General features: G+C 59.9%; 27 protein-coding genes and 1 pseudogene. 9 read left to right on the top strand and 19 right to left on the bottom strand.

Annotation, left to right across the window (positions count from 1 at the left end):
- Positions 1 to 40 precede the first annotated feature (40 nt).
- The 3 genes from ISN39_RS00580 to ISN39_RS00570 all read left to right on the top strand — a co-directional run bounded on the left by ISN39_RS00580 (position 41) and on the right by ISN39_RS00570 (position 1,808).
- Entirely contained in the window at positions 41 to 295 is a 255-nt protein-coding gene (locus ISN39_RS00580; RefSeq protein ID WP_194728821.1) for a type II toxin-antitoxin system HicA family toxin, read from the top strand.
- The gene (locus tag ISN39_RS00575) at positions 292 to 648 is read left to right on the top strand and encodes a type II toxin-antitoxin system HicB family antitoxin (RefSeq protein WP_074066514.1); all 357 of its coding nucleotides are present in this window, start codon (positions 292 to 294) and stop codon (positions 646 to 648) included. Before ISN39_RS00580 ends, ISN39_RS00575 begins: the two co-directional genes overlap by 4 nt.
- A gap of 356 nt (positions 649 to 1,004) precedes the next feature.
- Positions 1,005 to 1,808, top strand: coding sequence for an alpha/beta hydrolase (locus ISN39_RS00570; RefSeq protein ID WP_194728820.1), 804 nt, complete (start codon positions 1,005 to 1,007; stop codon positions 1,806 to 1,808).
- A 1-nt stretch (position 1,809) separates the two neighbouring features.
- Here the strand turns inward: ISN39_RS00570 and ISN39_RS00565 are convergent, their stop codons facing one another.
- Both ISN39_RS00565 and ISN39_RS00560 read right to left on the bottom strand, forming a co-directional pair.
- A complete protein-coding gene (locus ISN39_RS00565; RefSeq protein WP_194728819.1) occupies positions 1,810 to 2,736 on the bottom strand; it encodes a carbohydrate kinase in 927 nt (308 codons plus the stop codon).
- 91 nt (positions 2,737 to 2,827) lie between these two features.
- Positions 2,828 to 3,517: an orotate phosphoribosyltransferase gene (locus tag ISN39_RS00560; RefSeq protein WP_074066511.1), complete on the bottom strand. Its 690-nt coding sequence runs from the start codon at positions 3,515 to 3,517 to the stop codon at positions 2,828 to 2,830.
- A gap of 155 nt (positions 3,518 to 3,672) precedes the next feature.
- Between ISN39_RS00560 and ISN39_RS00555 the strand changes: the two genes are divergently transcribed.
- A complete protein-coding gene (locus tag ISN39_RS00555) occupies positions 3,673 to 4,944 on the top strand; it encodes an MgtC/SapB family protein (RefSeq protein WP_194728818.1) in 1,272 nt (423 codons plus the stop codon).
- Here the strand turns inward: ISN39_RS00555 and ISN39_RS00550 are convergent.
- Complete coding sequence (locus ISN39_RS00550) at positions 4,941 to 5,606, bottom strand: TetR family transcriptional regulator (RefSeq protein WP_194728817.1); 666 nt, start codon at positions 5,604 to 5,606, stop codon at positions 4,941 to 4,943. The two genes, ISN39_RS00555 and ISN39_RS00550, sit on opposite strands and share 4 nt — an antisense overlap.
- A gap of 96 nt (positions 5,607 to 5,702) precedes the next feature.
- On the opposite strand from ISN39_RS00550, the gene ISN39_RS00545 reads away from it, so the two are divergent.
- Together ISN39_RS00545 and ISN39_RS00540 are read left to right on the top strand one after the other, a co-directional pair.
- A complete protein-coding gene (locus tag ISN39_RS00545; RefSeq protein ID WP_194728816.1) occupies positions 5,703 to 6,527 on the top strand; it encodes an NmrA family NAD(P)-binding protein in 825 nt (274 codons plus the stop codon).
- A 2-nt stretch (positions 6,528 to 6,529) separates the two neighbouring features.
- On the top strand, positions 6,530 to 7,012 hold the full coding sequence (locus tag ISN39_RS00540) for an anthrone oxygenase family protein (RefSeq protein ID WP_194728815.1): 483 nt from the start codon (positions 6,530 to 6,532) through the stop codon (positions 7,010 to 7,012).
- Positions 7,013 to 7,048: 36 nt separating this feature from the next.
- Here ISN39_RS00540 and ISN39_RS00535 read toward each other — a convergent pair.
- The 6 genes and pseudogenes from ISN39_RS00535 to ISN39_RS00510 all read right to left on the bottom strand — a co-directional run.
- Positions 7,049 to 7,288: pseudogene (locus tag ISN39_RS00535) on the bottom strand (glyoxalase superfamily protein); the annotation flags it as partial.
- Between the two features lie 10 nt (positions 7,289 to 7,298).
- Complete coding sequence (gene pyrC / locus ISN39_RS00530) at positions 7,299 to 8,342, bottom strand: dihydroorotase (protein WP_194728814.1); 1,044 nt, start codon at positions 8,340 to 8,342, stop codon at positions 7,299 to 7,301.
- Positions 8,343 to 8,435: 93 nt separating this feature from the next.
- Positions 8,436 to 9,062: a nucleoside triphosphate hydrolase gene (locus ISN39_RS00525; protein ID WP_194728813.1), complete on the bottom strand. Its 627-nt coding sequence runs from the start codon at positions 9,060 to 9,062 to the stop codon at positions 8,436 to 8,438.
- A complete protein-coding gene (locus ISN39_RS00520) occupies positions 9,059 to 9,841 on the bottom strand; it encodes an ATP-binding cassette domain-containing protein (protein ID WP_074066505.1) in 783 nt (260 codons plus the stop codon). The genes ISN39_RS00525 and ISN39_RS00520 overlap by 4 nt, the downstream gene beginning before the upstream one ends.
- A gap of 2 nt (positions 9,842 to 9,843) precedes the next feature.
- Entirely contained in the window at positions 9,844 to 10,908 is a 1,065-nt protein-coding gene (locus tag ISN39_RS00515; RefSeq protein ID WP_074066504.1) for an ABC transporter permease, read from the bottom strand.
- 154 nt (positions 10,909 to 11,062) lie between these two features.
- A complete protein-coding gene (locus ISN39_RS00510; protein WP_022713541.1) occupies positions 11,063 to 12,082 on the bottom strand; it encodes a sugar ABC transporter substrate-binding protein in 1,020 nt (339 codons plus the stop codon).
- Positions 12,083 to 12,320: 238 nt separating this feature from the next.
- Here ISN39_RS00510 and ISN39_RS00505 point away from each other — a divergent pair, with 238 nt between their 5' ends.
- Together ISN39_RS00505 and ISN39_RS00500 are read left to right on the top strand one after the other, a co-directional pair.
- Complete coding sequence (locus tag ISN39_RS00505; protein ID WP_194728812.1) at positions 12,321 to 13,568, top strand: ROK family transcriptional regulator; 1,248 nt, start codon at positions 12,321 to 12,323, stop codon at positions 13,566 to 13,568.
- A complete protein-coding gene (locus ISN39_RS00500; RefSeq protein ID WP_194728811.1) occupies positions 13,552 to 14,028 on the top strand; it encodes an RbsD/FucU domain-containing protein in 477 nt (158 codons plus the stop codon). The genes ISN39_RS00505 and ISN39_RS00500 overlap by 17 nt, the downstream gene beginning before the upstream one ends.
- A gap of 3 nt (positions 14,029 to 14,031) precedes the next feature.
- Here the strand turns inward: ISN39_RS00500 and ISN39_RS00495 are convergent, their stop codons facing one another.
- The 7 genes from ISN39_RS00495 to ISN39_RS00465 form a co-directional block, all read right to left on the bottom strand.
- Positions 14,032 to 15,069, bottom strand: a complete 1,038-nt coding sequence (locus ISN39_RS00495; protein ID WP_194728810.1) for a proline racemase family protein — start codon at positions 15,067 to 15,069, stop codon at positions 14,032 to 14,034.
- Positions 15,070 to 15,081: 12 nt separating this feature from the next.
- On the bottom strand, positions 15,082 to 15,792 hold the full coding sequence (locus tag ISN39_RS00490) for an SDR family oxidoreductase (RefSeq protein WP_194728809.1): 711 nt from the start codon (positions 15,790 to 15,792) through the stop codon (positions 15,082 to 15,084).
- Positions 15,793 to 15,801: 9 nt separating this feature from the next.
- On the bottom strand, positions 15,802 to 17,052 hold the full coding sequence (locus tag ISN39_RS00485) for an FAD-dependent oxidoreductase (protein ID WP_194728808.1): 1,251 nt from the start codon (positions 17,050 to 17,052) through the stop codon (positions 15,802 to 15,804).
- 84 nt (positions 17,053 to 17,136) lie between these two features.
- Positions 17,137 to 18,411: an alpha/beta hydrolase gene (locus ISN39_RS00480; protein WP_194728807.1), complete on the bottom strand. Its 1,275-nt coding sequence runs from the start codon at positions 18,409 to 18,411 to the stop codon at positions 17,137 to 17,139.
- Between the two features lie 417 nt (positions 18,412 to 18,828).
- Positions 18,829 to 19,464, bottom strand: a complete 636-nt coding sequence (locus ISN39_RS00475) for a TetR family transcriptional regulator (RefSeq protein WP_194728806.1) — start codon at positions 19,462 to 19,464, stop codon at positions 18,829 to 18,831.
- Between the two features lie 15 nt (positions 19,465 to 19,479).
- Entirely contained in the window at positions 19,480 to 20,142 is a 663-nt protein-coding gene (locus tag ISN39_RS00470) for a methyltransferase domain-containing protein (RefSeq protein ID WP_194728805.1), read from the bottom strand.
- 270 nt (positions 20,143 to 20,412) lie between these two features.
- A complete protein-coding gene (locus ISN39_RS00465; protein WP_194728804.1) occupies positions 20,413 to 20,727 on the bottom strand; it encodes a hypothetical protein in 315 nt (104 codons plus the stop codon).
- Positions 20,728 to 20,939: 212 nt separating this feature from the next.
- On the opposite strand from ISN39_RS00465, the gene ISN39_RS00460 reads away from it, so the two are divergent.
- Entirely contained in the window at positions 20,940 to 21,410 is a 471-nt protein-coding gene (locus tag ISN39_RS00460; RefSeq protein ID WP_074066495.1) for an aminoacyl-tRNA deacylase, read from the top strand.
- 250 nt (positions 21,411 to 21,660) lie between these two features.
- Here ISN39_RS00460 and ISN39_RS00455 read toward each other — a convergent pair whose 3' ends face one another.
- From ISN39_RS00455 to ISN39_RS00445, 3 genes are all read right to left on the bottom strand, one after another.
- Positions 21,661 to 22,941: a HipA domain-containing protein gene (locus tag ISN39_RS00455; RefSeq protein ID WP_194728803.1), complete on the bottom strand. Its 1,281-nt coding sequence runs from the start codon at positions 22,939 to 22,941 to the stop codon at positions 21,661 to 21,663.
- Positions 22,931 to 23,269: a helix-turn-helix transcriptional regulator gene (locus ISN39_RS00450; RefSeq protein ID WP_194728802.1), complete on the bottom strand. Its 339-nt coding sequence runs from the start codon at positions 23,267 to 23,269 to the stop codon at positions 22,931 to 22,933. Before ISN39_RS00450 ends, ISN39_RS00455 begins: the two co-directional genes overlap by 11 nt.
- A 649-nt stretch (positions 23,270 to 23,918) precedes the next feature.
- Positions 23,919 to 24,320 carry a VOC family protein gene (locus tag ISN39_RS00445; RefSeq protein WP_074066492.1) on the bottom strand — a complete coding sequence of 134 codons (402 nt, stop codon included), beginning with the start codon at positions 24,318 to 24,320 and terminating at the stop codon, positions 23,919 to 23,921.
- Between the last annotated feature and the right edge of the window lie 44 nt (positions 24,321 to 24,364).

Raw genomic sequence — 24,364 nt, 5'->3', positions numbered from 1 at the left:
TGTGCTTGCATAATCAGCAAGCGCCTATATATTTGCTAGCATGAACAGCAAGCAGAGAAAGACTCTCGCGGCCGTCTTCAAGGATCCGGTCTCTGGAACCATTGAATGGACGGCAATCGAGAACCTGCTTGTAGCTGCCGGGGCGAATGTAATCGAGGGAAACGGCTCTCGCGTTAAGTTCGAAAAAGACGGCATCATTGCGAGCTTCCATCGACCTCACCTGGACAAGGAAGCGAAGCGCTATCAGGTGCGCGATGCTCGCGAGTTCCTGACCCAGATTGGAGCAACACCATGAACACCATGACTTACAACGGCTACCACGCTCGCATCGAATTTGACGCTGAGGACGAAGTATTTTTTGGCAAGATTGCAGGTATTTCCGATGTCATCGGCTTTCACGGTGACAGCGTCTCTGAAATTAAGAAAGCCTTTCATGAGGCTGTCGATGATTACGTCGAGACATGCAAGACAATAGGAAAAGAGCCTCAGAAACCCTATTCTGGCAAGATGATGTTTCGTGTCGCTCCTGAAGTGCACCGCCGAGCAGCTCTTGCTGCCGAGCTTTCAGGAAAGAGCCTCAATCAGTGGGCGGAAGAAGCACTCGAAGAAGCCGCCGAACACTTTGTCGAGGCTCGTCTATCGGCCTAGTAGATGAAAATGCGAATGACTCGTTTGTCCGTCGAATTGGCCACGTAAGTCCGTTCGACGAGATGCTGTGTCTGCTCTGCTCCTCGGCTCGCCCTTGTCGCGGCTGCCGGTACACGACGGGTCTCCCTGAGCCTGGCATCCCGTTTAGGCATGGTGCGACTTTCGAAGCCTAAGACGATCTGATGGTGTCTTATTTCACCTCCTACCAATTCTCCCTGGGACCATATCGGTCTGACGTTCGACGATCCCGACGCTATCGGATCGTGCTTCAAGATCTCGGAAGGGATCTGTGATTTTCATTTGAAGCTGTCGAAACGCGCCACATCTGATCGTTTGTATCAGGAAGGGAGAGCCGGATGAGTGTGATGGACGACGAGCTCAAGATTTTTGAGGCAGAGGGCGCGCCACCGCTGCCGACGGCGGCATCCGCAGGTGTCGTCGAGCATGACGGCGCCAGTATCTGGTACGCGACTTACGGGAACGGTCCTGCGGTGATCCTGCTGCATGGCGGGCTTGGTAACAGCGGCAATTGGGGCTACCAAGTGCCGGCATTGATCGAGTCCGGCCGGCAGGTTGTGGTCATCGACAGCCGGGGGCATGGCCGCAGCACGCGCGATAGCCAGCCGTATGAGTACGAGTTGATGGCAACGGACGTTCTGGAAATCATGGATCATCTAGAGCTCGCCAAAGCAGCGCTCGTCGGCTGGAGTGATGGCGCCTGCACGGCACTCATCCTTGCCGATCAGCATCCGGACCGCGTCTCCGGCGTCTTCTTCTTCGCGTGCAATATGGATCCGAGCGGCACGAAAGAGTTTGTCGCGACACCGGTCATCGATCGCTGCTTCAGCCGGCACAGGAAGGACTATCAGGCACTATCGGCAACACCCGATCAGTTCGATGCCTTTGTTCAGGACGTCAGCAGGATGATGGCGACCGAGCCCAACTACACAGCGAGCGATCTCGCGCGGATCAAGGTGCCAGTCGCGGTCGTGCTGGGTGAGCGCGACGAATTCATCAAGCCCGAGCATGCCGACTATCTCGCGCGCAACATCCCTGATGCGGAGCTCATCCTGCTGCCCGATGTCGGCCACTTCGCGCCACTGCAGCGGCCCGAGCACTTCAATCGCGAAGTCCTCGGCTTTCTTGATCGGCTTGCGTAGCTCAAAGGCCGATTTCGTGCGACCAGGGCGGATTGGCGCCGGCGCGCGAAACGGTGACGGCCGCGGCCTTTGCCCCAAGCGACAGGGCGTTGTGCAGCGCCTTTTCGTCGAGGGAGGCAACCTGCGCCTTGGTCAGAAGATTGTCCATCTTCAGCGAAGCGAGGATGCCCGCATCGAATGTATCGCCCGCACCAACCGTGTCGACCACGGTGACGCGCTGGCTCGGCACAACGACCTTGCGATCCTTGGTGTAGCCCGACGCGCCTTCAGCGCCCTTGGTGATGACGACGAGCTTGGCGCCATGCTTCAGCCAGTGGGCCGCCAGATCGTCGTGGCTGGCTTCAAGGCCAAACCATTCGAGATCCTCGTCGGAAAACTTGACGATATCGGATTTCGCCGCCATGCGCTTGATGCGCGCCATGTGGGCTTCCTTGTTCTTGATGAAGCCGGGGCGGATGTTCGGATCGAGCGAGATGACGCGCTTTCCGGCCTCTCGATCGAGTAGCGTCTCGTACGTCTCGCCGCAGGGACTCGGAATCAGGCTGATCGCGCCGAAATGTAGCGCCTCACAATCGTCGCCGAGGACCGGCAGGTCGTCTTTGGTGATCATGCGGCCGGCCGTGCCTTCATCGTAGAAGGCATAAGTCGCCTGTCCGTTCACCAGCTTAACGAATGCGAGCGTCGACGGGCGGGGCGATATGGCGCAAAGGCTGAAATCGACATTGCTGGCGACCAGCGTCTCGCGCAGGATATCGCCCATCATGTCATCGGCGATGCCGGTAAAGAAGGACGTCGGAACGCCAAGCCTGCCGAGCGCAATCGCCGTGTTGAAGATCGCTCCGCCGGCATAGGGCGCGAAGCTCTTCTCGCCGAGCGTTGTCTCCCGCGGCAGCATGTCGATCAACGCTTCGCCACAGCACAAAATCATTCCGGCCTCCCAACGTATCGGTGAAATTCGGTCTTCAAATCGATTAGATAATTTCGTGGCAAAAGCAAAGCCACACTTTGCCTATCTGTCCTTAAAGCGACGAAACGCCGCCGTTGCGGCCCGACCAGGCGAGCGGCGCGTCGAGGAAGGCTTCCACTTCGCTGAGCGTCTTCTCGTCGAAAAGCTCCTGCGCTTTCGCAACAGCCAGAACGTCACGCCAGGTAGCGATGTAATGTAGCTTCACCTTCCCGTCAGCAAAGCGCAGCGCGCCTTCGTCAAAGATGCCGTAGTAGAAGAGTGCAATACCGTGATCAACGATGCCGCCAGCCGCGCGGACGGCATCGATGAACTTGAACATGCTGCCGCCCGCCGTCGTCAGATCCTCGATGACAAGCACGCGCGAACCTTCCGGCATATTGCCTTCGATCTGCGCATTGCGGCCGTGACCCTTCGGCTGTTTGCGCACATAGATCATCGGCAGGCCGAGACGATCGGCAAGCAACGCGGCGAAGGGAATCCCCGCCGTCTCGCCGCCGGCAATGCAATCGAACTGCTCGAAACCGGCGTCACGAAGGACGACGCCTGCGGCGAAGTCCATCACCGTGGAACGGATTCGCGGGAAAGAGAGCAGCTTGCGGCAATCGATATAGACCGGGCTCGCCATGCCGGAGGAGAGCTTGTAGGGCTGGGCGGCGTTGAAATGGACCGCCCTGATCTCCCAGAGCATCTTCGCCACCAGTTCGGCCATGACGGCGCGGTCGGGAAATGTCGTGTGGATCATCGCTCTCTCCTTCGCTTAAATCCATGGGGCAATAGCAGCAAGCGCGAAAAGATTCCAGAACTGCGAAGGTTCCGGCGTTAAGAATAGCAACGAATGCGTCAACTCCTTCAAACATTTCTGATTGTACGATGACATGACAGGAATATCGTAAGACCATGGAACATCTCGAAATCTTTCAGCGTCTCGGCGTGGCGCTTGCGATTGGCCTGCTTGTCGGCGTCGAGCGGGGCTGGCAGGAGCGCGACGTCCGGGCGGGCGGCAGGACAGCAGGTATCCGCACATTCGCCCTCACTGGTTTTCTCGGCGGAATAGCCGGGACGCTGCATTCGGTGATCGGTCCCTTCCTGCCGGCAACGATCGCGGCACTGCTTGGCCTCGTCTATATAACGGGGAATTGGCTGGAGACCCAGGAAGACGAAGATTACAGCATAACCTCGGTCGTGGCTGCGCTGGCGGTTTTCGGGCTTGGCGTTCTCGCCGCTGTCGGTGACATCGTGACTGCGGCTGCAAGCGGCGTCGTGATGACGATAATTCTTGCCGCGCGCCACAGCCTGCATGGCTTTCTGAGAGGTATGACCTGGCCGGAGCTTCGCTCTGCGCTGGTGCTGCTTGCCATGACCGTGGTTGCCCTACCGCTGCTTCCGGACAGGCCGCTCGACCCTTGGGGCGCGCTCAACCCTTTTTCCCTCTGGGTGCTGACCATTACCATCGCAGCACTTTCCTTTGCCGGCTATCTCGCAATCAAGCTGACTGGCACGACTCGTGGCATCCTGCTGGCAGGGGCTGCCGGGGGACTGGTTTCTTCCACTGCGCTGACGCTCTCCTTCGCACGTTATTCCAAGCAAGCGCCTCAGGGTTCGACACATCTGGCGGCCGGGGCGGCCGTTGCTGGAGCCTTGTCCTTTGCCCGTGTTCTTGTCATCGGCAGCGCCTTCTCGCTCGACTTGCTCGCTCCGCTTGCAGCCGGCCTGATCCCGGCGATCATCGGCTTCATGATTGCGGGCGTCTTCTGGGTTTGGCGTTCCGGCTCCGCGAGAGAGGTGCCGGAAATTGAGCTGAAGAACCCGTTCGAACTTCGCATGGTCTTCTCTTTCGCCGCGCTGCTTGGGTTGATCAGCCTGATATCGAAGATGGCAATCGACTATATCGGCGCGTCGGCACTTTACGCCGTGGCCGCGATCTCCGGGCTGGTCGATGTGGACGCCATCACACTTTCGACGGCGCGCCTTATGGGCACGGCGATCAATGTCAAAACCGCCGCCGACGTCATCCTGATTGCGGTCGCCGTCAATGTCATAACAAAGGCGGTGCTGGCCTTCACCGCCGGTACGCGGGAGTATGGCGTCGCCTTGGCTTTGGCGTCAGCAGTCGCGGTTGCCATGGGAGGCATCGCCTATTTTGTGCTCCGCAGCCTTATGCCCGTCTAGCACGACGGGTTGTCGAGAAGCCCGCCGATATCGGTCGGCAGCATTCTCTTGTAGAGCGCGATCGCAGTCCGCCCCTCCTCCTCGCTGACTGAGATCGAATAGCGCACGGCCGCTGCAAGCAAATGCATCGTCAGCCGCGCAATCGCCAGCAATTCGCCTCCTTCGCGCTCCGGCCACAGTTTTTCCAAGACCTTGAACAGTCTTTGCGAGTGGAATTCCATGTCCTCGGCATCGACCTGCTGCAGCAGCTTGTCGGCCTGGGTCGCATGCCAGATGTCGCGCATGACCGGTTCTCTGCGGAAGAAATCGCAATACTGATCAACGATGTTGCAGAGCGCCTGCTGCAGCGTTTCGGTGCTTGTTACCTTGGCCAGCTCTTCGTCTACGCAGTGCCTGCCCTGCTCGTTGAAGCGTTCGGCAAGCGTCCGGATGATGGAGCTCTTGTCCGGGAAATACTGGTAAAGAGCGCCGAAGGAAAGCTCGGCCTTTTCAACGATTTCGCTCATCTTCAGGGCGTCGCTGCCATTCTTTTCGATCAGTTCCATTGCCACCGACAAGATCTTCTCGAAGCGTTCCCGACCCCGCTGCTGGCGCGGGATGCGTCGAAGTTGACCTGCCGATTGCAATCCTCTTTTACGCCTAACCACGGTCTGTTCCGGCATTCGGCACTCCATTTTTCTATTGACGGATAAAATAAGAGAGTTTATCTCATTATGCAAATACGAGATTTTCTCTTGTTTTGTGGGAGGAGCAGTCAAATGCAGAATTCCGAAATCATCCTTGTCGGCGGCGCGGGAAAAACAGGCGGGCGCGTCGCTTCCCGGCTCAAAGAGCGCGGTATCGAGTCGCGCTTCGCTTCGCGCTCCAGCACACGCCCCTTTGATTGGGAAAATAGAGCAACCTGGCCCGCGGCACTTGAGGGTGCCACCAGCGCATACGTGACCTTTCAGCCTGATCTTGCCGTGGCCTGGGCTGCGGACGCGATCGGCGAATTCGCTCGGACGGCCGTTGATTGCGGCTTACGGCATATCGTCCTGCTCTCCGGTCGCGGTGAAGATGGTGCCGAGCGCAGCGAAGAGATGCTCAAAGCCGCCGGCATCGGCTACACCATCCTGCGAGCATCCTGGTTCTGCCAGAACTTCAGCGAAGGCGCGTTTAAAGATTCGATCACCGCGGGAGAGCTCGTCCTGCCCGCGGGTGAGGTCAAGGAGCCCTTCACCGATGCCGATGACATTGCCGATGCGGCCGTTGCCGCGCTGACCGACCAGCGCCACCTCGGCAAAACCTACGAATTGACCGGGCCAGGTGCGCTTACCTTCCGCGAAGCGGTATCGGAGATCGCGACGGCGACCGGCCGGACGATCCGCTACCGTCAGGTTTCCATGGAAGATTTCAAGGCCGGACTCTCTTCGGCCGACCTGTCGGCAGGAACGATCGATCTTCTCGAGGAGCTTTTCGGCAAGGTTCTCGACGGCCGCAATTCGCGCGTCATGAACGGTGTTGCGGAAATCCTCGGCCGGCCGCCGAAAAACTTCAGCCAATATGCCCGCGAGACAGCGGTGACCGGCATATGGGAGACATGACCATGGGAATGATCCTCACCTTCGCGCTTGTCACCGCTGCAATCGGCAGCGGCCTTGTCGCCGGTATCTTCTTTGCCTTCTCGACCTTCATCATGACCGCCTTTTCCCGCATTCCGCCTGAGCAAGGCATCGCGGCAGTGAATTCGATCAACGTGACGATCGTGCGCTCGCCGTTCATGCTCGTCTTCATTCCGACCGCCATCCTATCCGTCCTGATCGCCGTCCTGGCCGTCATCGACTGGCGGGGAAGCGCAGGCATTTGGATGCTGGCTGGTGCCGGGCTCTATGTCGTCGCATCCTTTATCTCAACTATCGTCTTCAACGTGCCGATGAATGATGCGCTGGCAAAGGTCAGCGGTAATGGCGCGCAAGCCGTCAGCGTCTGGAATACCTATCTGAAAGATTGGACCTGGTGGAATCACGTCCGCACGATCGCGTCCCTGCTTTCCGCAGCTGCCTTCGTCCGCGCCCTGATGATTCTTTGATGGAAGCGGGAGGACGTTGCTCCTCCTGCCCGCCTTTCAGCATCTTTCGCAGAAGGTGATGTGGTTGTTGAACGGGTCGACGACCTGCATCTCTAGCCCCCACGGCGCCTCTTCGACGCCCGGCTTCATGTAACGATAATTCTTGCCGACGAGTTCCCCCTGGAAGGCGCGAACACCGTTCATCGGCACAAAGGCTCTGGCGCCGGGGTTAGCGTCGCCGGAATGCTCGCTCAGATGCAGCAGCATGCTGCCGCGTGAGACCTGGCAATAGAGCGGAACGAGCCGATCAAGAGCGTTCGACGTCCCAGTGCAGCGGGAACATGGGATCGAACACCGTCACCGTTCCGGCACCGGTTTCGATCTTCGTCGGAAACGACACGGGCACTTCACGCTTCACCAGCGTGACGCGCTCTTCGTTCGGCCGAAGGCCGTACCAGGCCGGGCCGTTCAGCGAGACGAAGGCTTCGAGCTTGTCGAGCGCGCCCTCCTGCTCGAAGACATGGGCTAGGCAACTCATCGTATTGATCGAGGAATAGATGCCAGCGCAGCCACAGGCGCACTCCTTCAGCGGATCGATATGTGGGGCCGAATCGGTGCCGAGGAAGAAGCGCTTGTCGCCGCTCACAGCGGCTGCACGCAGCGCCAGGCGGTGGGTTTCGCGCTTGGCGACCGGCAGGCAGTAATAATGCGGCCGGACGCCGCCGACCAGGATTGCATTGCGGTTGATGATCAGGTGGTGTGTCGTAATGGAGCCTGCGAGATTGGCTTTCGACGACTTGATGTAGTCGATGCCGTCTGCCGTCGTTACGTGCTCCATCGTGACTTTCAGCTCCGGCAGGCGCTTGCGCAGGCGATCGAGCACCGTTTCGATGAATACCGCCTCACGGTCGAAGATATCGACCTCAGGCGTCGTAACTTCACCATGCACGCAAAGCGGCAGACCGATCTTCGCCATGCGCTCCAGCACCGGCATGGCCTTTTCCATGTCGCGCACGCCGCTATGGGAATTGGTAGTCGCACCCGCCGGATAAAGTTTCACCGCCGTGATCAGGCCGCTTTTCTTGCCTTCCTCGACATCGTCGGCGCTCGTATCCTCCGTCAGATAGAGCGTCATCAACGGCTCGAAGCGATCGCCGCTCGGCAATGCCTTCATGATCCGCTCGAGATAGGCTTTCGCATCCGCCGTCGTCACGACCGGCGGCACGAGATTTGGCATGATGATGGCACGGGCGAAGTTGCGGCTGGTATCGCCGATCACGCCTTCAAGCATCGCGCCGTCGCGCAGATGAAGGTGCCAGTCGTCGGGGCGGCGGATGGTGATGGACTGCATGCGCTATAACTCCGGTAGGGCGGCCTTCAAGGCTCTGCCCCGCGCATTATCACCCCGGCACGGCTCATGGCAAACATTTTGCCGCTTCAATTGTCAGGCGATCTCGAGCGTTACATCGGCGCGGCGGCGGTTTTCCAGGATGAGCCTGCCATTCGGCAGGTCATTGCCATAGACCTTGGCACTCGCCTGCTCTTCCGTCAGCTTGTAGCCGCGCCAGCGGGCTAAGAGCCGCTCCTCCAGCACCTCGATCGGCGGCGCAAGCATGATGGAGTAGTCGAAGATACCCTCAAGCTCCGCCCACTTGCCCTGGCTGAGCAGAAGGTAGTTGCCCTCGACGATGATGAAGCGATGCTCCGGCGAGACGACGCGGGCCGATGCGATGGCGATCTCGCGGAACCGGTCGAAGACCGGGATCAGCACTTCCTGGTCGGCTAGACGCACGGCGCGAATGATGTCCAGAAAACCGCGGACGTCGAAGCTTTCCGGGACGCCCTTGCGGGCGAGCAGACCGCGCTCGCTCAGAACTGCGTTGTCCATGTGAAAGCCGTCCATCGGCAGCACTTCCGCGGTTTCTCCCCGCGCTCTCAGCGCATCGGCGAGATTATCCGCCATGGTCGACTTGCCGGCGCCCGGCGGACCGGCGATGGCGATCAGGAAGCGCTTGGTGTCGCCGGCGCGGGTGGCCACCTCGCCGGCGATTTCCTCGATGGTTACGCTCATGCGGGAACCGGATCCGTGGGGACCGTCTTGGCGCCGGTCATGAATGCCACGGCGTCGGACATGGTATATTCCTTCGGATTGATGACCGTCAGGCGGCGGCCGAGCCGGTGGATGTGGATACGGTCCGCGACTTCGAAGACATGCGGCATGTTGTGCGAAATGAGCACGATCGGCAAGCCGCGGGAACGCACGTCGAGGATCAGTTCCAGCACGCGACGGCTTTCCTTCACTCCGAGTGCGGCTGTCGGCTCATCCATGATGACAACCTTGGAGCCGAAAGCGGCCGCGCGCGCAACCGCCACACCCTGGCGCTGGCCGCCGGAAAGCGTTTCGACCGCCTGATTGATGTTCTGGATCGTCATCAGGCCCAGTTCCGAGAGCTTCGTTCGGGCGCGTTTTTCCATCGCCGGCCGATCGAGCATGCGGAACCAACTGCCGAGCACGCCCGGCCTCCTGATCTCACGGCCAAGAAACATGTTGTCGGCAATCGACAAGGCGGGGGAAAGCGCAAGGTTCTGATAGACGGTCTCGATGCCCGCCTCACGCGCCTCCATCGGCGACCTGAAGTGGACCGGCTTGCCCTCCAGCGTGATCTCGCCCTCGTCGGGAGTAACTGCACCGGAAATCGCCTTGATGAGCGACGACTTGCCGGCGCCGTTGTCGCCGATGACGGCGAGGATTTCGCCGGGATAGAGGTCGAAGTCTGCGTTGTCGAGCGCGGTGACGCGCCCGTAGCGCTTCACGAGGCCGCGGGCGGTAAGGATGGGTTCAACAGCCATGATTACACCGAAACCTTTCTGATCCACTGGTCGATTGCGACAGCGGCGATGATGAGCACGCCGGTCAGCAGGACTTTCCACTGGGGGTCGGCCCCGAGCATGTTGAGGCCCATGGACACGACGCCGACGATCATCGCGCCAAACAGGGTGCCGAGGATGGAACCGCGGCCGCCAAAGAGCGAGATACCGCCGATCACGGTCGCGGTGATCGCCTGCAGGTTATAATCGGTGACCGCTGAAGACGGCGAGATGGAGCCGTTGCGGCCGATCGATACCCAGGCTGCAAAGGCTGCGATGACGCCCGAGATTGCATAGACCGTGAGCAGCACGCTCTTGGTTTGGATGCCGGAGAGCTTTGCCGCCTCCGGATCGTCGCCGACCGCATAGACGTGCCTACCCCAGGCCGTGTGGTTGAGAACATACCAGAGCCCGAGCACCAGCAGCACCATGGCGATGACGCCGAGCGTCAAGACCGCATTGCCGACCTTGAAACTGAGCGCGAAGAAATGCAGCAGCGGCGCCTGCGCATCCACGTCCGCATCGCGGATCGTCTCGTTCGCCGAGTAGATGAAATTCGTCGCCATAACGATATTCCACGTGCCGAGCGTCACGATGAACGGCGGCAGCTTCATGTAGGCGACGAGAAAACCGTTGAGCAAGCCGCATAGGCCGCCGACCAGCATGCCGAGGATGACGGCAATCGGCGTTGGAATTCCGTAGGTGATGGCACAGTTGCCCATGATGACGGCGGAAATGACCATGATGACGCCGATCGAAAGATCGATGCCGGCGGTCAGGATGACCAGCGTCTGGGCCGCGCCGAGGATGCCGACGATGGCGATCTGCTGCAGAATGAGCGTGAGCGTGTAGGACGAGAAGAACCGCCCACCAATCGCCATGCCGAAAATGATGATCGCCAGCACCAGCACGATCAGCGGCACCGCTGCCGGCGTCGAGTGCAGGAAGTGCTGCGCACGCTTCAGAAATGAGATGTCCTGGTGTTCGAACGACGCAACATTCTTGTCACTGCCGTCAAGAACCCGTTCGAATTCCTGTGATCCGGTCATTTTTTCTCCTCCGCTTTCGCGCCGAACCGCGCGCGGAAGCTATTGCCCATATCGCTCCGGTCTTCGCACGCCGGTTCTTGAGGCAAGAGCTTGTCGTCTGTCGAAAACGGCCGAGGATCGAGCCCCGGCCGTTGTTGTGGCTAGGTAGCCAGGCTCAGCCCCAGCACTTGTCGGTGCCGACCTTGGTATCGATCGACTCGACGCCGGAAACCGGCTTGTCGGTGACGAGCGAAACGCCGGTATCGAAGAAGGACTTGCCCTCGGTCGGCTTCGGCTTTTCACCGCTATCGGCGAACTTCTTGATCGCCTCGACGCCGAGAGCCGCCATCATCAGCGGGTACTGCTGCGAGGTGGCGCCGATGACGCCATCCTTGACCGACTGGACGCCCGGGCAACCACCGTCAACCGACACGATCAGCACATTGCTCTCCATTCCGACAGCCTTCAGCGCCTGATAGGCACCAACAGCGGCCGGTTCGTTGATCGTGTGGATCACGTTAATGCTCGGATCCTTCTGGAGAAGGTTTTCCATGGCCTTGCGGCCGCCTTCTTCGTTGCCGTTGGTCACATCATGACCGACGATGCGCGGATCGTCTTCATCGCCGATCTTGTTCGGGTCCTTGGGGTCGATGCCGAAGCCCATCATGAAGCCCTGGTCGCGCAGAACGTCGACGGTCGGCTGCGACGGCGTCAGATCGAGGAAGCCGACCTTGGCGTCCTTGGCCTTGTCGCCAAGCGTTTCCTTGGCCCACTGGCCAATCAGCTTGCCGGCGAGCAGGTTGTCGGTCGCAAAGGTCGCGTCAGCGGCATCGGCCGGATCGAGCGGCGTGTCGAGCGCGATGACCAGCAGGCCAGCGTCGCGCGCTTTCTTGACCGAAGAAACGATGCCCTTGGTATCCGATGCAGTGATCAGAATGCCCTTCGCGCCATCGGCAATGCAGCTTTCGATAGCAGCAACCTGGCTTTCGCTGTCGCCGTCGATCTTACCGGCGTAGGACTTCAGCGTAACGCCGAGTTCCTTCGCCTTGGCCGTCGCGCCTTCCTTCATCTTGACGAAGAACGGATTGGTGTCCGTCTTGGTGATCAGGCAGGCGGAAACATCCGCGGCCATGGCCGGAGCGGAAAAAGCAACGCCGAGTGCAAGCGCGCCGAAAGCCAGAACTGATTTCTTCATGAACTCCTCCCAGAGATTAGCCGGAACGCCCGCATGGCAGAACCGGAATTTGAGATACGGGACGACACCGCAGATTCAGTCAAAGGCCTCCTCCAAAGCCGTCCCACACTGTTGACGATCGCAATTAAGAACGAAAAGAAATTCGCTTGTCAATAAATAAATCCAATTGAATTATTAATTCCATGTGGCATGTTGATCACAAATCAGGCATAGGCCAATGAACGGGAGGAGTGGCCCAATGTCGTCCTTGGACGGTCCGACGCACGCGCCGGGCACACCACCTATTCTCAATCCGGCGGGAGGCGCGAACCAGGTCAGGGTGCGCGCTTATAACGAGCGGTTGGTCCTTTCGCTGGTGCGCCTCTACGGCTCGCTTTCGAAGGCCGACATCGCACGCCGCAGCGGCCTTTCTGCTCAAACCGTTTCCGTCATCATGAGGGAACTGGAGAGGGAGGGGGTGCTTTCAAGAGGCGAACCTGTTCGCGGCCGCGTCGGACAGCCGTCGATCCCGATGCACCTCAATCCCGACGCCGTCTATTCCTTCGGCGTAAAGATGGGCCGGCGCAGCGCCGATCTGGTTTTGATGGATTTCGTCGGGCGCATCCGCATGCAGTTGCACCGGACATATGCCTATCCCCAACCCGACGAAATTCTCGCTTTCATCATTTCCGGCATCCGGGAGCTTGAAAGCAGGCTCGACGAGAGGCAACGGAGCCGGATCGCAGGCATCGGCATTGCCGCGCCCTTCGAGCTTTGGAACTGGGCAGACGAGGTCGGCGCGCCGGAGGGCGCGATGGAAGTCTGGCGCGGGTTCGACCTGCAGGCCGAAGTTGCCGCGCGCGTTTCACATCCGGTCTATCTGCAAAACGATGCGACCAGCGCCTGCGGCGCTGAGCTCGTCTTCGGCGTCGGCCCATCCTACCCGGATTTCGTCTATCTTTTCATAGGCTCGTTCATCGGCGGCGGCATCGTCCTCAATTCGGCGATCTTCTCCGGCCGAACCGGCACTGCCGGCGCGATCGGCCCGCTTCCGGTGCGCGGCAAGAACGGCGAGAACCGCCAGCTTCTCGATATTGCCTCGATCTTCGTGCTCGAAAACATGCTGCGCGAGAAAGGCATCGACCCTCAGCCGCTCTGGTATTCCGCCGACGACTGGGTGGATTTCGGCGCGCCGATGGAGACCTGGATCCAGGACACCGCGAAAGCCTTGGCGCAGGCGATCGTTGCCGCTGCCTCGATCATCGATTTCAGCGCAGCCGTCATCGACGGCGGCTTCCCCGGCTGGGTGCGCAAGCGTATCGTAAGCGCAACGATCCGCGAGGCCGCGAAACTCGACCTCCAGGGTGTTGTGATGCCAGAGATCATCGAGGGTGTGGTGGGGGCGCAAGCGCGCGCGATCGGTGGCGCGAGCCTGCCGATTTTTGCGCGCTATCTGACCGACCAGAATGTGCTTTTCAAGGAGATCGAAAATGCTGAAGGGACTTGATCCGCTCTTAAGTCCGCAACTGCTTTCGACGCTGCGCGAGATGGGCCACGGCGACGAGATCGCCATCGTCGACGGCAATTATCCGGGTGTCGAGCATGGGCGGCGCCTGATCCGTCTCGACGGCCACGGCGTCGTACCGGTGCTCGACGCGGTTCTGAGCGTGCTGCCGATCGACGATTTCGTGCCGGAAGCGATCTTCCGCTCGACCGTCAAGGCAGAGCGCGACAAGCTCGATCCCGTGCACGAGGAAATGATCGACTGCTGCGCCAAACACGAGCCGCATCGCCAGGTGACGCCGCTCGTCGGCCAGGATTTCTATAGCCGCGTTCGCGCCGCCCACGCCGTCATTCAGACAAGCGAGCCGCGTCTCTACGCCAATATCATCCTGCGCAAAGGCGTCATCTACCCGAAGGCTGCCGGCGAAGGCGCCAAGACCGAGGTCGAGCCTTTCGACTATTAACGCTTAAATCTCCCCCGCCTGCGGCCCCCAGACATCCGTCAGCGCGAAGCCATCCGGATGCGGATCGAAGGGGTCGAGCGCCACCTGAGACAGGCCGAAAGTGAAACCGCGGCCGGTGATCGTCGGGATGATGGCCGGGCGGCCTGCGACTTCGGTGACCGCTTGCAAGCCAACCTCGAATTCCGAGCCGATGATCGAGCGTGACCTGAAGATATCGCCGACCTTGGCCATGCCGCGCGCATGGAGCGCAGTCAGGTTCGCCGAGCTGCCGGTGCCGCAGGGCGAGCGGTCGGCACGGCCGGGCCACATGGTCGTGCAGGTGCGCACCGCGCCATCCGGCTCGGTATCGCGGAACATCACATAGGCAACACCGGAGATGGCGGGAATTTCGGGATGCACGACCGGGATGTCGCGATTGATGATCTCCTTGAGGATCATTCCTGCCTGAACGAGGCCTGCGGCATTCGTCTTCTCAATCGTCAGGTTGATCTGGCGGACATCGATCAGTGCATAGAAGACGCCGCCATAGCAGATGTCCGCTTTGACCTTGCCCCAATGCGGCGTCTGGATCTCGACGTCCAGTTGATGGACGAAAGCCGGAACCATGGTGAGCTGCACCTTCTCGCAGCGGCCATCGCGGCAGGTTGCCAGCGCCTTTACCAGACCGGCCGCAGTCTCCAGGGTAACGGTCGTTTCAGGTTCCTTCATTTCTACGATGCCGGATTCGAGCAGCGCGGTGGTGACGCAAATCGAATTCGAGCCCGAACTCGCATGCGCCTGATCCGGCTGCAGAATGACGAAGGCTGCATCGGCATCGGGATGCTTGGCGGGCAAGAGCAGATTGACGGACCCGATCGGCGCGCCGCGCGGCTCGAGGCAGAGGAAACGGCGAAGCTCGGTGCCCTTGGGGTCGGTATTCAACCAGTGAAGCTGCGCGGCAACGGTCTCGCCGGGGATTTTCGGCAGACCGCCAATCGCGACCTTGCCGATTTCGCCTTCGCAGTGAACGTCCAGAAGCTGGATGGTACGCTTCCACCTCATTTTATACTCCTATCAAACGTGACGCGTGACGCCGCCATCGACGCGGATATTCTGACCCGTGATGTAGCCCGCGCCGTCGGAAAGCAGGAAAGCTGCGGTCTTTGCGATTTCTTCCATATGGCCGATCCGCTTCATCGGGATCTTGTCAGCGGTTTCCGGCTTGTGGTTAAGGCTGTCGATATAACCGGGCAGGATGCAGTTCATGCGGATATTATCCGCAGCATAGCGATCCGAATAAAGCTTGGTGAAGGCGCCTGCCGCCGCGCGATAGGTGCAGGAAACGGGGAAGATCAGTGACGGTTCATAGGCGGCGAAGGTCGTGATGTTTACGAAAGCGCCCTTGCCCTGCTTGAGCATGACGGGCGTCACGAGGCGGGCCATGCGCACCAGCGACAGGATCATCATGTCGGAACCGAGGGTCCACATCTCATCAGTGATATCCAGGAGATCGCCCTTCGGCGGATGACCGGTGTGGTTCACGACAGCGTCGATGCGGCCATAGGTCTTCATCGTCAGGTCAAAAATCGCCTGGATGTCTTCGGCCTTTTCCGCCACGCCACGCGAGGCAACGCCGCCAAGCTCGAAGGCCAACTTCTCGCAGGTTTCGGAGGGCGACATCAGCGCCAGACGATAGCCCTGCGCGGCCAGTTCGCGGGCAATCGCCTCGCCCATGCCGCGACCGCCACCGGTGATCAGCGCTACGGGCTTCATGCTATCGGACATCGGTTCCTCCTAATATCGGGTTATGCGGAAGGGGGTCATGTCGACCGTGGGTTTGCCCCCCATCACCATATCGGCGATCAGCTGCGCTGTCGTCGCCGAAAGCGTCAGGCCGAGATGGCCGTGGCCGGTTGCATACCAGACCCCCGGTATCTTCGATGATGGCGAGATGATCGGGATCGTATCCGGCAGCGCCGGGCGATGGCCCATCCATTCGGTTGCCTCTTCGATCTTCAAACCGGGCAGCGCACGCTGCGCATGGCGCACGAGCAATCGCGGGCGGCGGAAATCCGGCGGCGCGTCAAGACCCGCCAGTTCGACGTTGCCGCCGACGCGAATGCCGCCGGCCGTCGGCGTCACCATGAAAGCCCGATGCGGCCAGATGATCGAATACCGCATCGAGATGCCGGGCTTCATGATCTGCGTGTGATAGCCACGCTCGGTCTCCAGCGGGATCGGCTCGCCAAGCTTTGCGGCAAGCTCGCGCGTGTGCACACCGGCTGCCAGTACCACGGAGTTGACCTCGATGCGGCCGCCGTCCTCGAGCAGCACGACAGCATCGCCCGCCGGTTTGCGTTCGATATTGCGCACGACACCTGAAACGAAGCGCGCGCCCGCCGCCTGAGCGGCGTCCGCAAGCTTGACCACCAATTGGTAGGGATCACGGATCGATTTGTTGTCCGGCAAAAGCACGGCCTTGGCGATCGAGGGCGAAAGTTCCGGCTCGTAGTGGCGGATCGCGCCGCTGTTCAAGATCTCGAAATCGAAGCCATAGCGCTGCATTAACTCGATATGGCCGCGGTCGGCGGCGAATTCAGCTTCCGTCTCATAGATGGCGAGGCAGCCCTCCTCCGTCATGAGTTCGGGTGCGCCGATTGCAGAAAGCATGGTCCGGAAATCGCCTAGCGCCCGGCGGGTCAGGTTCATGCCTGCATCTTCGATCCCGCGCAGACGGGACGGCCGGCCGGCAGCGATGAAACGCAGGAACCATGGAAGCATTTTCGGTGCGTAAGACGGACGCAGCCAGACCGGCCCCTCGGGATCCATCAGCCAGCGGGGAATTTTCTTCCAGGTCGCCGGACCAGAACCGGCGGTGAAATCGAGCGCGATGCTCGCCATATTCCCGTAGGACGTGCCACGGCCCGGCTCGCCCTTGTCGATCAGCGTCACCTGAAAACCGCGATGCTGCATTTCGAAGGCGATCGATGCGCCGATTACGCCTGCGCCGACAACGGCGACGGTCTGCTTCCTCTCATTCGTCATATCATCATCCATCAAGGCAAGGCTTTACCGGCACGACTTTTGCGTTGTGATATATCAGAATGAGATGAATGCCTATGAGGAATTTTATTGTGTCGGCAAACCGGCACCGACCGTATCGCCGACCGAGCCCGCGGTATTTTCCACCGACTGGCCGAAGCGCTTCAACTGGGCATCATAGTTGCGGCGGGTGCGCGGATCGAAGATCGCGATCGGGGTGCTGACGGCAACGCTGGCCGCGCTGCCGACCGTCTGCGCGGCACCGATCGCGACCGCACCAACCGCTTCGCCAAGACCGACCTGCGAATCGGTGATCGTCTGGCCGGCGATCAGCCGGTCGCCGATCAGCTTCACGACTTCCGGGCTTTCGGCGAATTTGCCGTGGTTCAGCCTGTCGCCGCCCTTGAGCTTGGTGAGATCGAGGACGGTGATGCCCGCCGCCTCAAGCTTGCTGCGATAGGGCTCTGCCGAAGGATCGATCTGGCCGAGGCGGTCGACATTGCCGGAAATGCGGCGCGAAAGCGCCAGCGCGCGGTCGTCGCGCGAAACGAAGATGGTAAAGTGCGGTCTCTCCTCGCCGAGGCTTACGAATTGCCGCCCGAAAACATCAACGTCGAGATCGGGTGAGGCAAGGATGACGTTGTTGATCTTGCTTGCAACGTGCCCGTCCCGGATCGACATCTGGCGCAGCGCCTCGACGGTCAGCCAAGTGCCCATGGAATGCGCCATGATGGTGATATCGCTGACTGCCGGGTTCTGGGCCGTGCGGCGCAGCAGCTCTTCCAGCGCATCGCGGGAATAATTCGTGCTTTCCTTGTCGTAGTTATAGTCGAAGATGCTTCCGCGCGACGGCCAGGTGAAGACGACCGGCGCCACGTCCGCATGCGAATCGTGAACGATCTGCGCGAAGCGGTAAACGGAATCCTCGTAGAGATTGTTGAAGCCATGGACGAAGACCAGCACGCGGCGGCTCTTCGGCATGTGGCTCTTCAGCCAGACCTCGCCCGCCTGCTCTCCTTCCAGCGGATCGACGGACACGGTAACGAAATCGCGAAGCGGATTTGCCGGCAGGCGCTTCGGCCATTGCACCTGACCGATCTTGCGATTGGCATCCGGCGGTATCGAAACGTTGACCGCATTGACCATCAGGCCGGTGCCGCGCTCGCCGGAAAAGAGGACGGCGGGATCCTTGTCCTGTGCGCGCGTGGTTGCGACGAGAAGATCGACTTTCGACGTGTCCGGCTGCACGGATCCTACCGGCGTCATCACGCCGATGTGCCGTCCGCCGCAGGCCGATAACAGGAAGGTAGCAAGCGTCAGGCTCGCAAGCATCTTCCGCATGGCCCCCGATCCGTCAAACATCCCCTACTCCAACATCGACGCCTGGCTGAACGCTCTACGGCTGCTGCTGCTCAAATAAGCCGTGGGCGCAAGGGGAGTCAAATAAGGCACACAGCCGTTAGCCTCGCAACAGATGGGCAGACTGATTTCAGGGCTGAAATAGAAAAGAGCCCGGCGCGGGAGGAGGTGCACCGGGCTCTTGATCCTGACTGGCAACTGGGAGGAGGAGTGTTACCAGTCTGCGTAAGAGCGCTGGGAGGAGGAGTGCGCTGCTTACGAAGCTATAAATACCCGATTGATTTGATCGAGAATAGGGTTATTACCGCAACGCAGCAATGCATTTTATGCATGGCTCGGCGCGCAATCTTGCGAAGGCGCCTCATTTTCCAGCAATTTTGATCAGCCGGTCAAAAAAACATTCCGGAAAAGTGCGATTGCCTACCGCCGACTTTTCGCTTGGTCGCCAAAATCCGCCAGCATCTTCCAAAGATCCGCAAAAAGCTCCCTCGCAAAGGCCTCGAGGGGGCCTTCTGGCGGACGTTCCTGCCAGCGCTCGCCGCCGACACGCAATGCACCGATGACAATCGCAGAGAGAAGCCGCATGCGCGCCCGCACTTCCTTCCCTTCGCCGCCTCTTGCGACCAATGCTTCGGTCAGCTTCTGCTCAAGTTTTGCATATTTCATCTGATCGCGCGCTTTCAGCACGGGCGTGCGACGGATGAGTTCACCAAGGGCGAGCCCGCGTTCATCGGCGGAAGCGGCGACGGTTTCCACGATTGCTTCTTCAACGACCTTCAGGGGCGACTCGTTCTTTGGCCTTGCGGCGATGGCAGCCATCAGACGGTCGGCAAAGGAATCCTGCCAGGCGAAGACGACCTCTTCCTTGGAGGGGAAATAATCGAAAAAGCTGCGCTTCGACACGTCGGCGGAATCCGTGATGTCCTCGATCGTCGTTGCATCAAAGCCGCGTTCGAGAAACAGCGTCATTGCCGCCTGCTCAATGCGCTCGCGCGTCTGGCGCCGCTTGCGCTCGCGGCGCCCTTCAGCGGTGCTGGTCTGTTTCATTTCAGCCATTTGCGTCCGATTGCATCAGCCGCCAGTCTCTCCTGCGGCCGTTTCCATCTCCGCTTCCCTGCTACGATATTTGAAGCGCTCCCGCGAGAGCTCAAGCGGCTTGCGGCGCGAAATTCTGTAGACTGCGGCAGGCGGCAGGTTCCGCATCGTGCCGCCGATATGCGTTGCCTTGAGCCCCATCCGGTCGAGGATCGGCCGCGGCACAGGGCAGCGTGGGCCGTAGGTGAATTGGTAAAACGCGCCCCCAGGCCGCATGTAGGTGAAGGCGCCGGCGAGAATGGCGGTGATCTTGCGCGGCGACATCGAAAGCAGCGGCAAGCCGCTGACCACCGCCCCGACTGGCTCGCCTTGGAAGATTCCGGCGTGTGCCAAATGCCCCGCATCCATCTGCAGGACACGGGCGGACGGAAAGCGGGCCTTGAGGCCATCGATGAATTCGGGGCCATATTCGATCAACGTCAAATCCGCCTCTTTGAGGCCGCGCGCAAGCAGCGCCCGCGTGAAAACACCCGTACCAGGGCCCAGTTCAATGATCGGCCCGTCAAGCGCCGCGATTTCCTTCGTCATCAGCTTGGCGAGCGAAACCCCGGAGGGAGCGATTGCAGCGACGCGAAGTGGATTGCTGATCCACGAACGGAAGAAATGCAGGAAATCCGAGCATGCAATGTCTGCGGTCATGTTGATTGGCCCACTTTTGAAATGCAACGTCATTACCTGCCAGGCATCGCCTCCAGACAATTGCAAGACGCCATCAGCCCGCGCAGCGCGTACAGGTCATTCATCCCAATGGAATGGGATTCTATCTTTCAATTATTGCACTTTTATATCTATTGCATTTTTGCACTTAGTGCAACACATACGGGCCAGATTTATCGACGGCCGCAGGCATGCTGCCACACAGGCCAGTAAGCAGTTCCCCTACCGTCAAAGAGAGCGTTTCAGACTGCGCTATTGATCGTAGACCGCGCGATAGCCTTCGGACGAGGCGCAGGCGTCGTACTGCCTGCGCGCAGCACCGCGTGAGAGCGCTTCCGCCTCGGTGCTGTCATAATCGCCAGTCAGCTGTGCACGCAGTTTATATTGCTGCATCGCTTCGCCATACATCGCATTGGCTTCGCCGATGCACATGACGTGGGCAACGAATGGCGGATTGACCGGGCTGCCGACGGGATAGAGAACCGGCTTGTCGGCATAGGTGACACATCCGGCAAGAATGACCGCGACCGCCACCATCGAAATCACAACCTGGGTTCTCGCCTTCATATTTCTCTCCCGCGCCCCGCTCCGCACCATCGCGGCGCAGAACGCAGATACATGCGCAAGATTGCGCGAAGCTAAGCGAGTTGATCGACGGCCGTAAAAAGATGGTCTCCCAACCGCTTACACTTTGCGGCCGTCCATTCGCCGTTGACTTCCCGAATGATGAGAGGAAAATGTCCCTTATGCATCCCAGGCAAACATAGGGAGTGCCTACGATGACGATCGCGGGAAAACTTCAGGACTATATCGCCGGTGAGGGTATCGCTTACGACACCGTCGCTCATCACCGCACAGCAACAACCAGCCAGTCGGCGCAGGCTGCGCATATTCCGGGCAGCAGGCTGGCCAAATCCGTGGTCGTACATCACGAAATGGGGTACGTCCTAGCCGTTGTTCCGAGCACACACCGGATCGAGCTCTCCACATTGCAGGATCTGATGAACAGGCGTCTTGGCCTAGCCTCGGAGGAGGAGGTTAGCTTGCTTTTTTCGGATTGCGACATTGGCGCGGTACCACCCATCGGACCCGCTTACGATGTGCCCGTGATCCTCGACGAAAGCCTCGGCGACGCGAGCGACGTCTATTTCGAAGGCGGTGACCACAAGACACTCGTGCACGTCAGTGGGCCTAATTTTCGCAGCCTGATGAAGGATGCGCAAATCGCCCGCTTCAGCCACCTGCCTTAGACGTCACTATCCTGGTCGCGCCTTATAGCGGCCGACGGAGTTGGTTGTGGCGGTAAGCCCATCGCCGAGCGGCATCACCTTCACCTGCCCCCCATATCGAGGGCCTGCCATTCCTGCGCCGCTGCAATACCTCCGCAGCAATCTTCTGGGCGGCAGCTCGTACTCCAGCGATCTGGAGGAAACGATCATCACGACGCTCCGTCAGCTGCGCCGGGAGATGACACAACGGAGAGGCTGGCATTCCGCATAATCAACCCACTAGCGCCTTCAGGGCGGTGGGAGCGCCCTCGAACGCGAAAGGACTGAGAAACTGCCGGCGCCAGAACAGCTGCTTGTCGACCTGACTGAGTCCAGCCTCTTCGCAGACGGTGTCCCAGCGATCGCGTATGACGGTGATCTGCCCGGCTGCGATAGCGGTCGCCTCGCCCTCGGACAGCAAGAATGCCGGGGCCGCCTCAAGGCCTACGGCGATCTGGCTCAACCGCTTGTCGCCCGTAATCAGCATCGCCTGACCGGCTTCTCTGCCGGTTCGGGCCTGCGGACAGATATCGTAGGCAGGCGTAAGAGACAGGCCCTTGCCATTCCAGAATGCGGCGTGGTTGCGGGCATGATCATCGGTATTGCCGCAAAGGATGTTGAAGACGAGGCGCGAGAAGAGCTCGCGCAGGGTCTCTTTGGGGCTTTCAAACCGGTGCCTGACGATGGTCGCCAACTCTTCGTAGCTGGCATAGCGGGCCATCATTTCATCAAGGCCGAGCATCGTCAGTGCTGAGACCATGGCCCGGCGGCGCCATCCTTCCTGTGACGGTCCGCGATCAAAACGCCGGATAAAAAGTACATCCTTGCCGCCCGCACGCTTCATCAGGACCGGCGCGGCATCGATGCCGGCAGCCGCCGCCAGCTTCATCGCAATGAACTCGGCCTTCACGACGCTGTAGATGTCGCCTTGTGAAGAGAACTTGGCGATGTATTTCTCGTCGCCAGCATCGATCAACGCTTTGGGGCGCGCCCCACCGATGGAGCTTCCATGGAGCAGCGCCGCATCCAGATCGGGGGTTAAAGGCACGCCCTCTTCTACATGCTTGGCGGCGTTGATAAGTTCGTCAAGCGAGGCGGCCGAGGCCTGCCGCGGTACATAAATGGCGGCGGAATTCTGAAAATCGAGCGCTCCTATCCGATCCGAGCCCGACTCCAGAAGATAGGTCAGCTCATCTAGCTCCGTCGTATCGACCTGGGCACCTTTTTGTCCCAGCCGCCTGTTGACGATGACCCGCCGTCCCCACGCATCAGGCGATGCGTCACGCAAACAGCTGGGCATAGAAAGACCCGGCTGCAGCGGCAATGCGCCCGCCTGCAGAGGCAATTCGGGCTCGAAAAGCGAGATGGCATCGGTACGGGCGATATAGCTTCGTCCATAGTTGAAGATCAGCGCCGCTCCTTCGCGCGCCAGACGGCCAGCCACTACCGGTTCGGTTGAGCCAGGCAACCACACCCAGACGAAGGCTTCCTGATAGTCGCTCTTAGAAGTCATCCTCCACCTTCCTTCCTGACGGGCGTACGGACTTGGGCAAAAGGGCCAAGGTCGAGGTGTTGGCGGAAATGCCTATGGCGAGCGTCGCCTGGTCGGCATCAAACAGCCGGATGCCCACTATCGCGGCGACCTCGAATACAGCCCCTATGGCGCAGCCCGGATCGCCCTTCTCGATTCTCTGTAGGAGGCCGCGTGATATGCCGGCGCGGTCGGCAAGCTCCTGGGTGGTCAGCGTCCGTTCGATGCGCGCACGCTTGATCATCTGGCTCAACAGAACCAGGGCATCGCGACTGTAATGGGAATAAGCACGGACTGACGGTTTTGGCACTGACACACCTATGATCTATAAATAGTCCACAAAACGTCTCCGTGGACTATTTATAGATCAAACTAGCAGTCTTCGCGGCTTCGTTCAAGGATTTGATCCATAAAAAGCTCATAGAGGGGCTTCATGGGCTATTTATGGATCATTTGTGAAAACCGGCCCCAAATGCCCCGACTTCCAGTAGATAGACCGAGTGTCGCGGTTTACGGCGATTCTTGCCACCTCTTGCCACAAGCTCTGGCCGGTGCAGCGCGACAAGCAACGCGAGACGCGTCTTGCCTCAAGCCTCTAATTCGGCGCTGAAGCGAAGTTATTCATATCCGGCGCCTTAGATTGGACAGGTCTGGTGCGGGTCAGCGCTGATCGCCTTGTGGGAGATATGCACCCTGGTGGCCGAAAGGCAGCCCCTCCGGTAGCCGGTGGTCGCAATGTCGACCACATTGCATCGCAACGAGCTTTCCACCACGAAGAGCTACGTGCGCATGTGGAGAGCCACGGCATCGATATATTTCAAGAGGCCCCCCACGGCGGTGCCCGGAGCATTCGTTCTATATACACGACCCTTTTGGCAACAAAATCGAGATCAAAGGTCCTGCGGAATATCCCGACTGACGCACGAGGGCGCGGCAGCGAAGACCTGATTGTTCAGCCATCAAGAGAAAAACGGATCGTCCGCGTTCTTCAGTTCGCAGGCATTGCCATCGGGATCGATGAACGTTCCGACCGTGCCCCAGGTGAACCGTTTGATTTCCACGGAGACGCCTCTGGCTTCCAATTCGGCAGCTGCGCCCTCAACGTCCATGACGTTCAATCTCAGCATGGTCGGATTTTCCTGGTTGGGCTTTCGCTCCTCTCGGGCCATTCCACCTGTTTCAATCATGAGATAGCCGTCGCCAAAGTGCAGACATACAAGCTGGTCTTTCTCGAACCAAACGGGCAACTCCAAAATGTCCCGATAGAAGCGAACGCATTCCGCGAAACGCTCAGTCCCAAGTATGATGCCATGCGTTTTTACTCGAAGTGCCGGATGCTGCTTACCAGAATTTCCAGCCATTTCGATCTGTCTCCTCTTCATCCATGTAAGAGATCAGAAGTTTC

Origin of the sequence: Rhizobium sp. 007 (assembly GCF_015353075.1) — a bacterium.
Taxonomy (GTDB): domain Bacteria; phylum Pseudomonadota; class Alphaproteobacteria; order Rhizobiales; family Rhizobiaceae; genus Rhizobium.
Note: the sequence above shows the minus strand (reverse complement) of the source record. Positions and strands in the feature narration are given on the sequence as shown.

Coding starts and splice junctions, on each gene's coding strand:
- ISN39_RS00445 (WP_074066492.1), bottom strand. CDS start 24,320: ATGGCTGGAAATTCTGGTAAGCAGCATCCGGCACTTCGAGTAAAAACG.
- ISN39_RS00520 (WP_074066505.1), bottom strand. CDS start 9,841: ATGGCTGTTGAACCCATCCTTACCGCCCGCGGCCTCGTGAAGCGCTAC.
- ISN39_RS00575 (WP_074066514.1), top strand. CDS start 292: ATGAACACCATGACTTACAACGGCTACCACGCTCGCATCGAATTTGAC.
- ISN39_RS00515 (WP_074066504.1), bottom strand. CDS start 10,908: ATGACCGGATCACAGGAATTCGAACGGGTTCTTGACGGCAGTGACAAG.
- ISN39_RS00500 (WP_194728811.1), top strand. CDS start 13,552: ATGCTGAAGGGACTTGATCCGCTCTTAAGTCCGCAACTGCTTTCGACG.
- ISN39_RS00540 (WP_194728815.1), top strand. CDS start 6,530: ATGGGAATGATCCTCACCTTCGCGCTTGTCACCGCTGCAATCGGCAGC.
- ISN39_RS00555 (WP_194728818.1), top strand. CDS start 3,673: ATGGAACATCTCGAAATCTTTCAGCGTCTCGGCGTGGCGCTTGCGATT.
- ISN39_RS00505 (WP_194728812.1), top strand. CDS start 12,321: ATGTCGTCCTTGGACGGTCCGACGCACGCGCCGGGCACACCACCTATT.
- ISN39_RS00560 (WP_074066511.1), bottom strand. CDS start 3,517: ATGATCCACACGACATTTCCCGACCGCGCCGTCATGGCCGAACTGGTG.
- ISN39_RS00480 (WP_194728807.1), bottom strand. CDS start 18,411: ATGTTTGACGGATCGGGGGCCATGCGGAAGATGCTTGCGAGCCTGACG.
- ISN39_RS00565 (WP_194728819.1), bottom strand. CDS start 2,736: ATGATTTTGTGCTGTGGCGAAGCGTTGATCGACATGCTGCCGCGGGAG.
- ISN39_RS00490 (WP_194728809.1), bottom strand. CDS start 15,792: ATGTCCGATAGCATGAAGCCCGTAGCGCTGATCACCGGTGGCGGTCGC.
- ISN39_RS00460 (WP_074066495.1), top strand. CDS start 20,940: ATGACGATCGCGGGAAAACTTCAGGACTATATCGCCGGTGAGGGTATC.
- ISN39_RS00580 (WP_194728821.1), top strand. CDS start 41: ATGAACAGCAAGCAGAGAAAGACTCTCGCGGCCGTCTTCAAGGATCCG.
- ISN39_RS00545 (WP_194728816.1), top strand. CDS start 5,703: ATGCAGAATTCCGAAATCATCCTTGTCGGCGGCGCGGGAAAAACAGGC.
- ISN39_RS00525 (WP_194728813.1), bottom strand. CDS start 9,062: ATGAGCGTAACCATCGAGGAAATCGCCGGCGAGGTGGCCACCCGCGCC.
- ISN39_RS00550 (WP_194728817.1), bottom strand. CDS start 5,606: ATGCCGGAACAGACCGTGGTTAGGCGTAAAAGAGGATTGCAATCGGCA.
- pyrC (WP_194728814.1), bottom strand. CDS start 8,342: ATGCAGTCCATCACCATCCGCCGCCCCGACGACTGGCACCTTCATCTG.
- ISN39_RS00570 (WP_194728820.1), top strand. CDS start 1,005: ATGAGTGTGATGGACGACGAGCTCAAGATTTTTGAGGCAGAGGGCGCG.
- ISN39_RS00470 (WP_194728805.1), bottom strand. CDS start 20,142: ATGACCGCAGACATTGCATGCTCGGATTTCCTGCATTTCTTCCGTTCG.
- ISN39_RS00465 (WP_194728804.1), bottom strand. CDS start 20,727: ATGAAGGCGAGAACCCAGGTTGTGATTTCGATGGTGGCGGTCGCGGTC.
- ISN39_RS00495 (WP_194728810.1), bottom strand. CDS start 15,069: ATGAGGTGGAAGCGTACCATCCAGCTTCTGGACGTTCACTGCGAAGGC.
- ISN39_RS00455 (WP_194728803.1), bottom strand. CDS start 22,941: ATGACTTCTAAGAGCGACTATCAGGAAGCCTTCGTCTGGGTGTGGTTG.
- ISN39_RS00475 (WP_194728806.1), bottom strand. CDS start 19,464: ATGGCTGAAATGAAACAGACCAGCACCGCTGAAGGGCGCCGCGAGCGC.
- ISN39_RS00485 (WP_194728808.1), bottom strand. CDS start 17,052: ATGACGAATGAGAGGAAGCAGACCGTCGCCGTTGTCGGCGCAGGCGTA.
- ISN39_RS00510 (WP_022713541.1), bottom strand. CDS start 12,082: ATGAAGAAATCAGTTCTGGCTTTCGGCGCGCTTGCACTCGGCGTTGCT.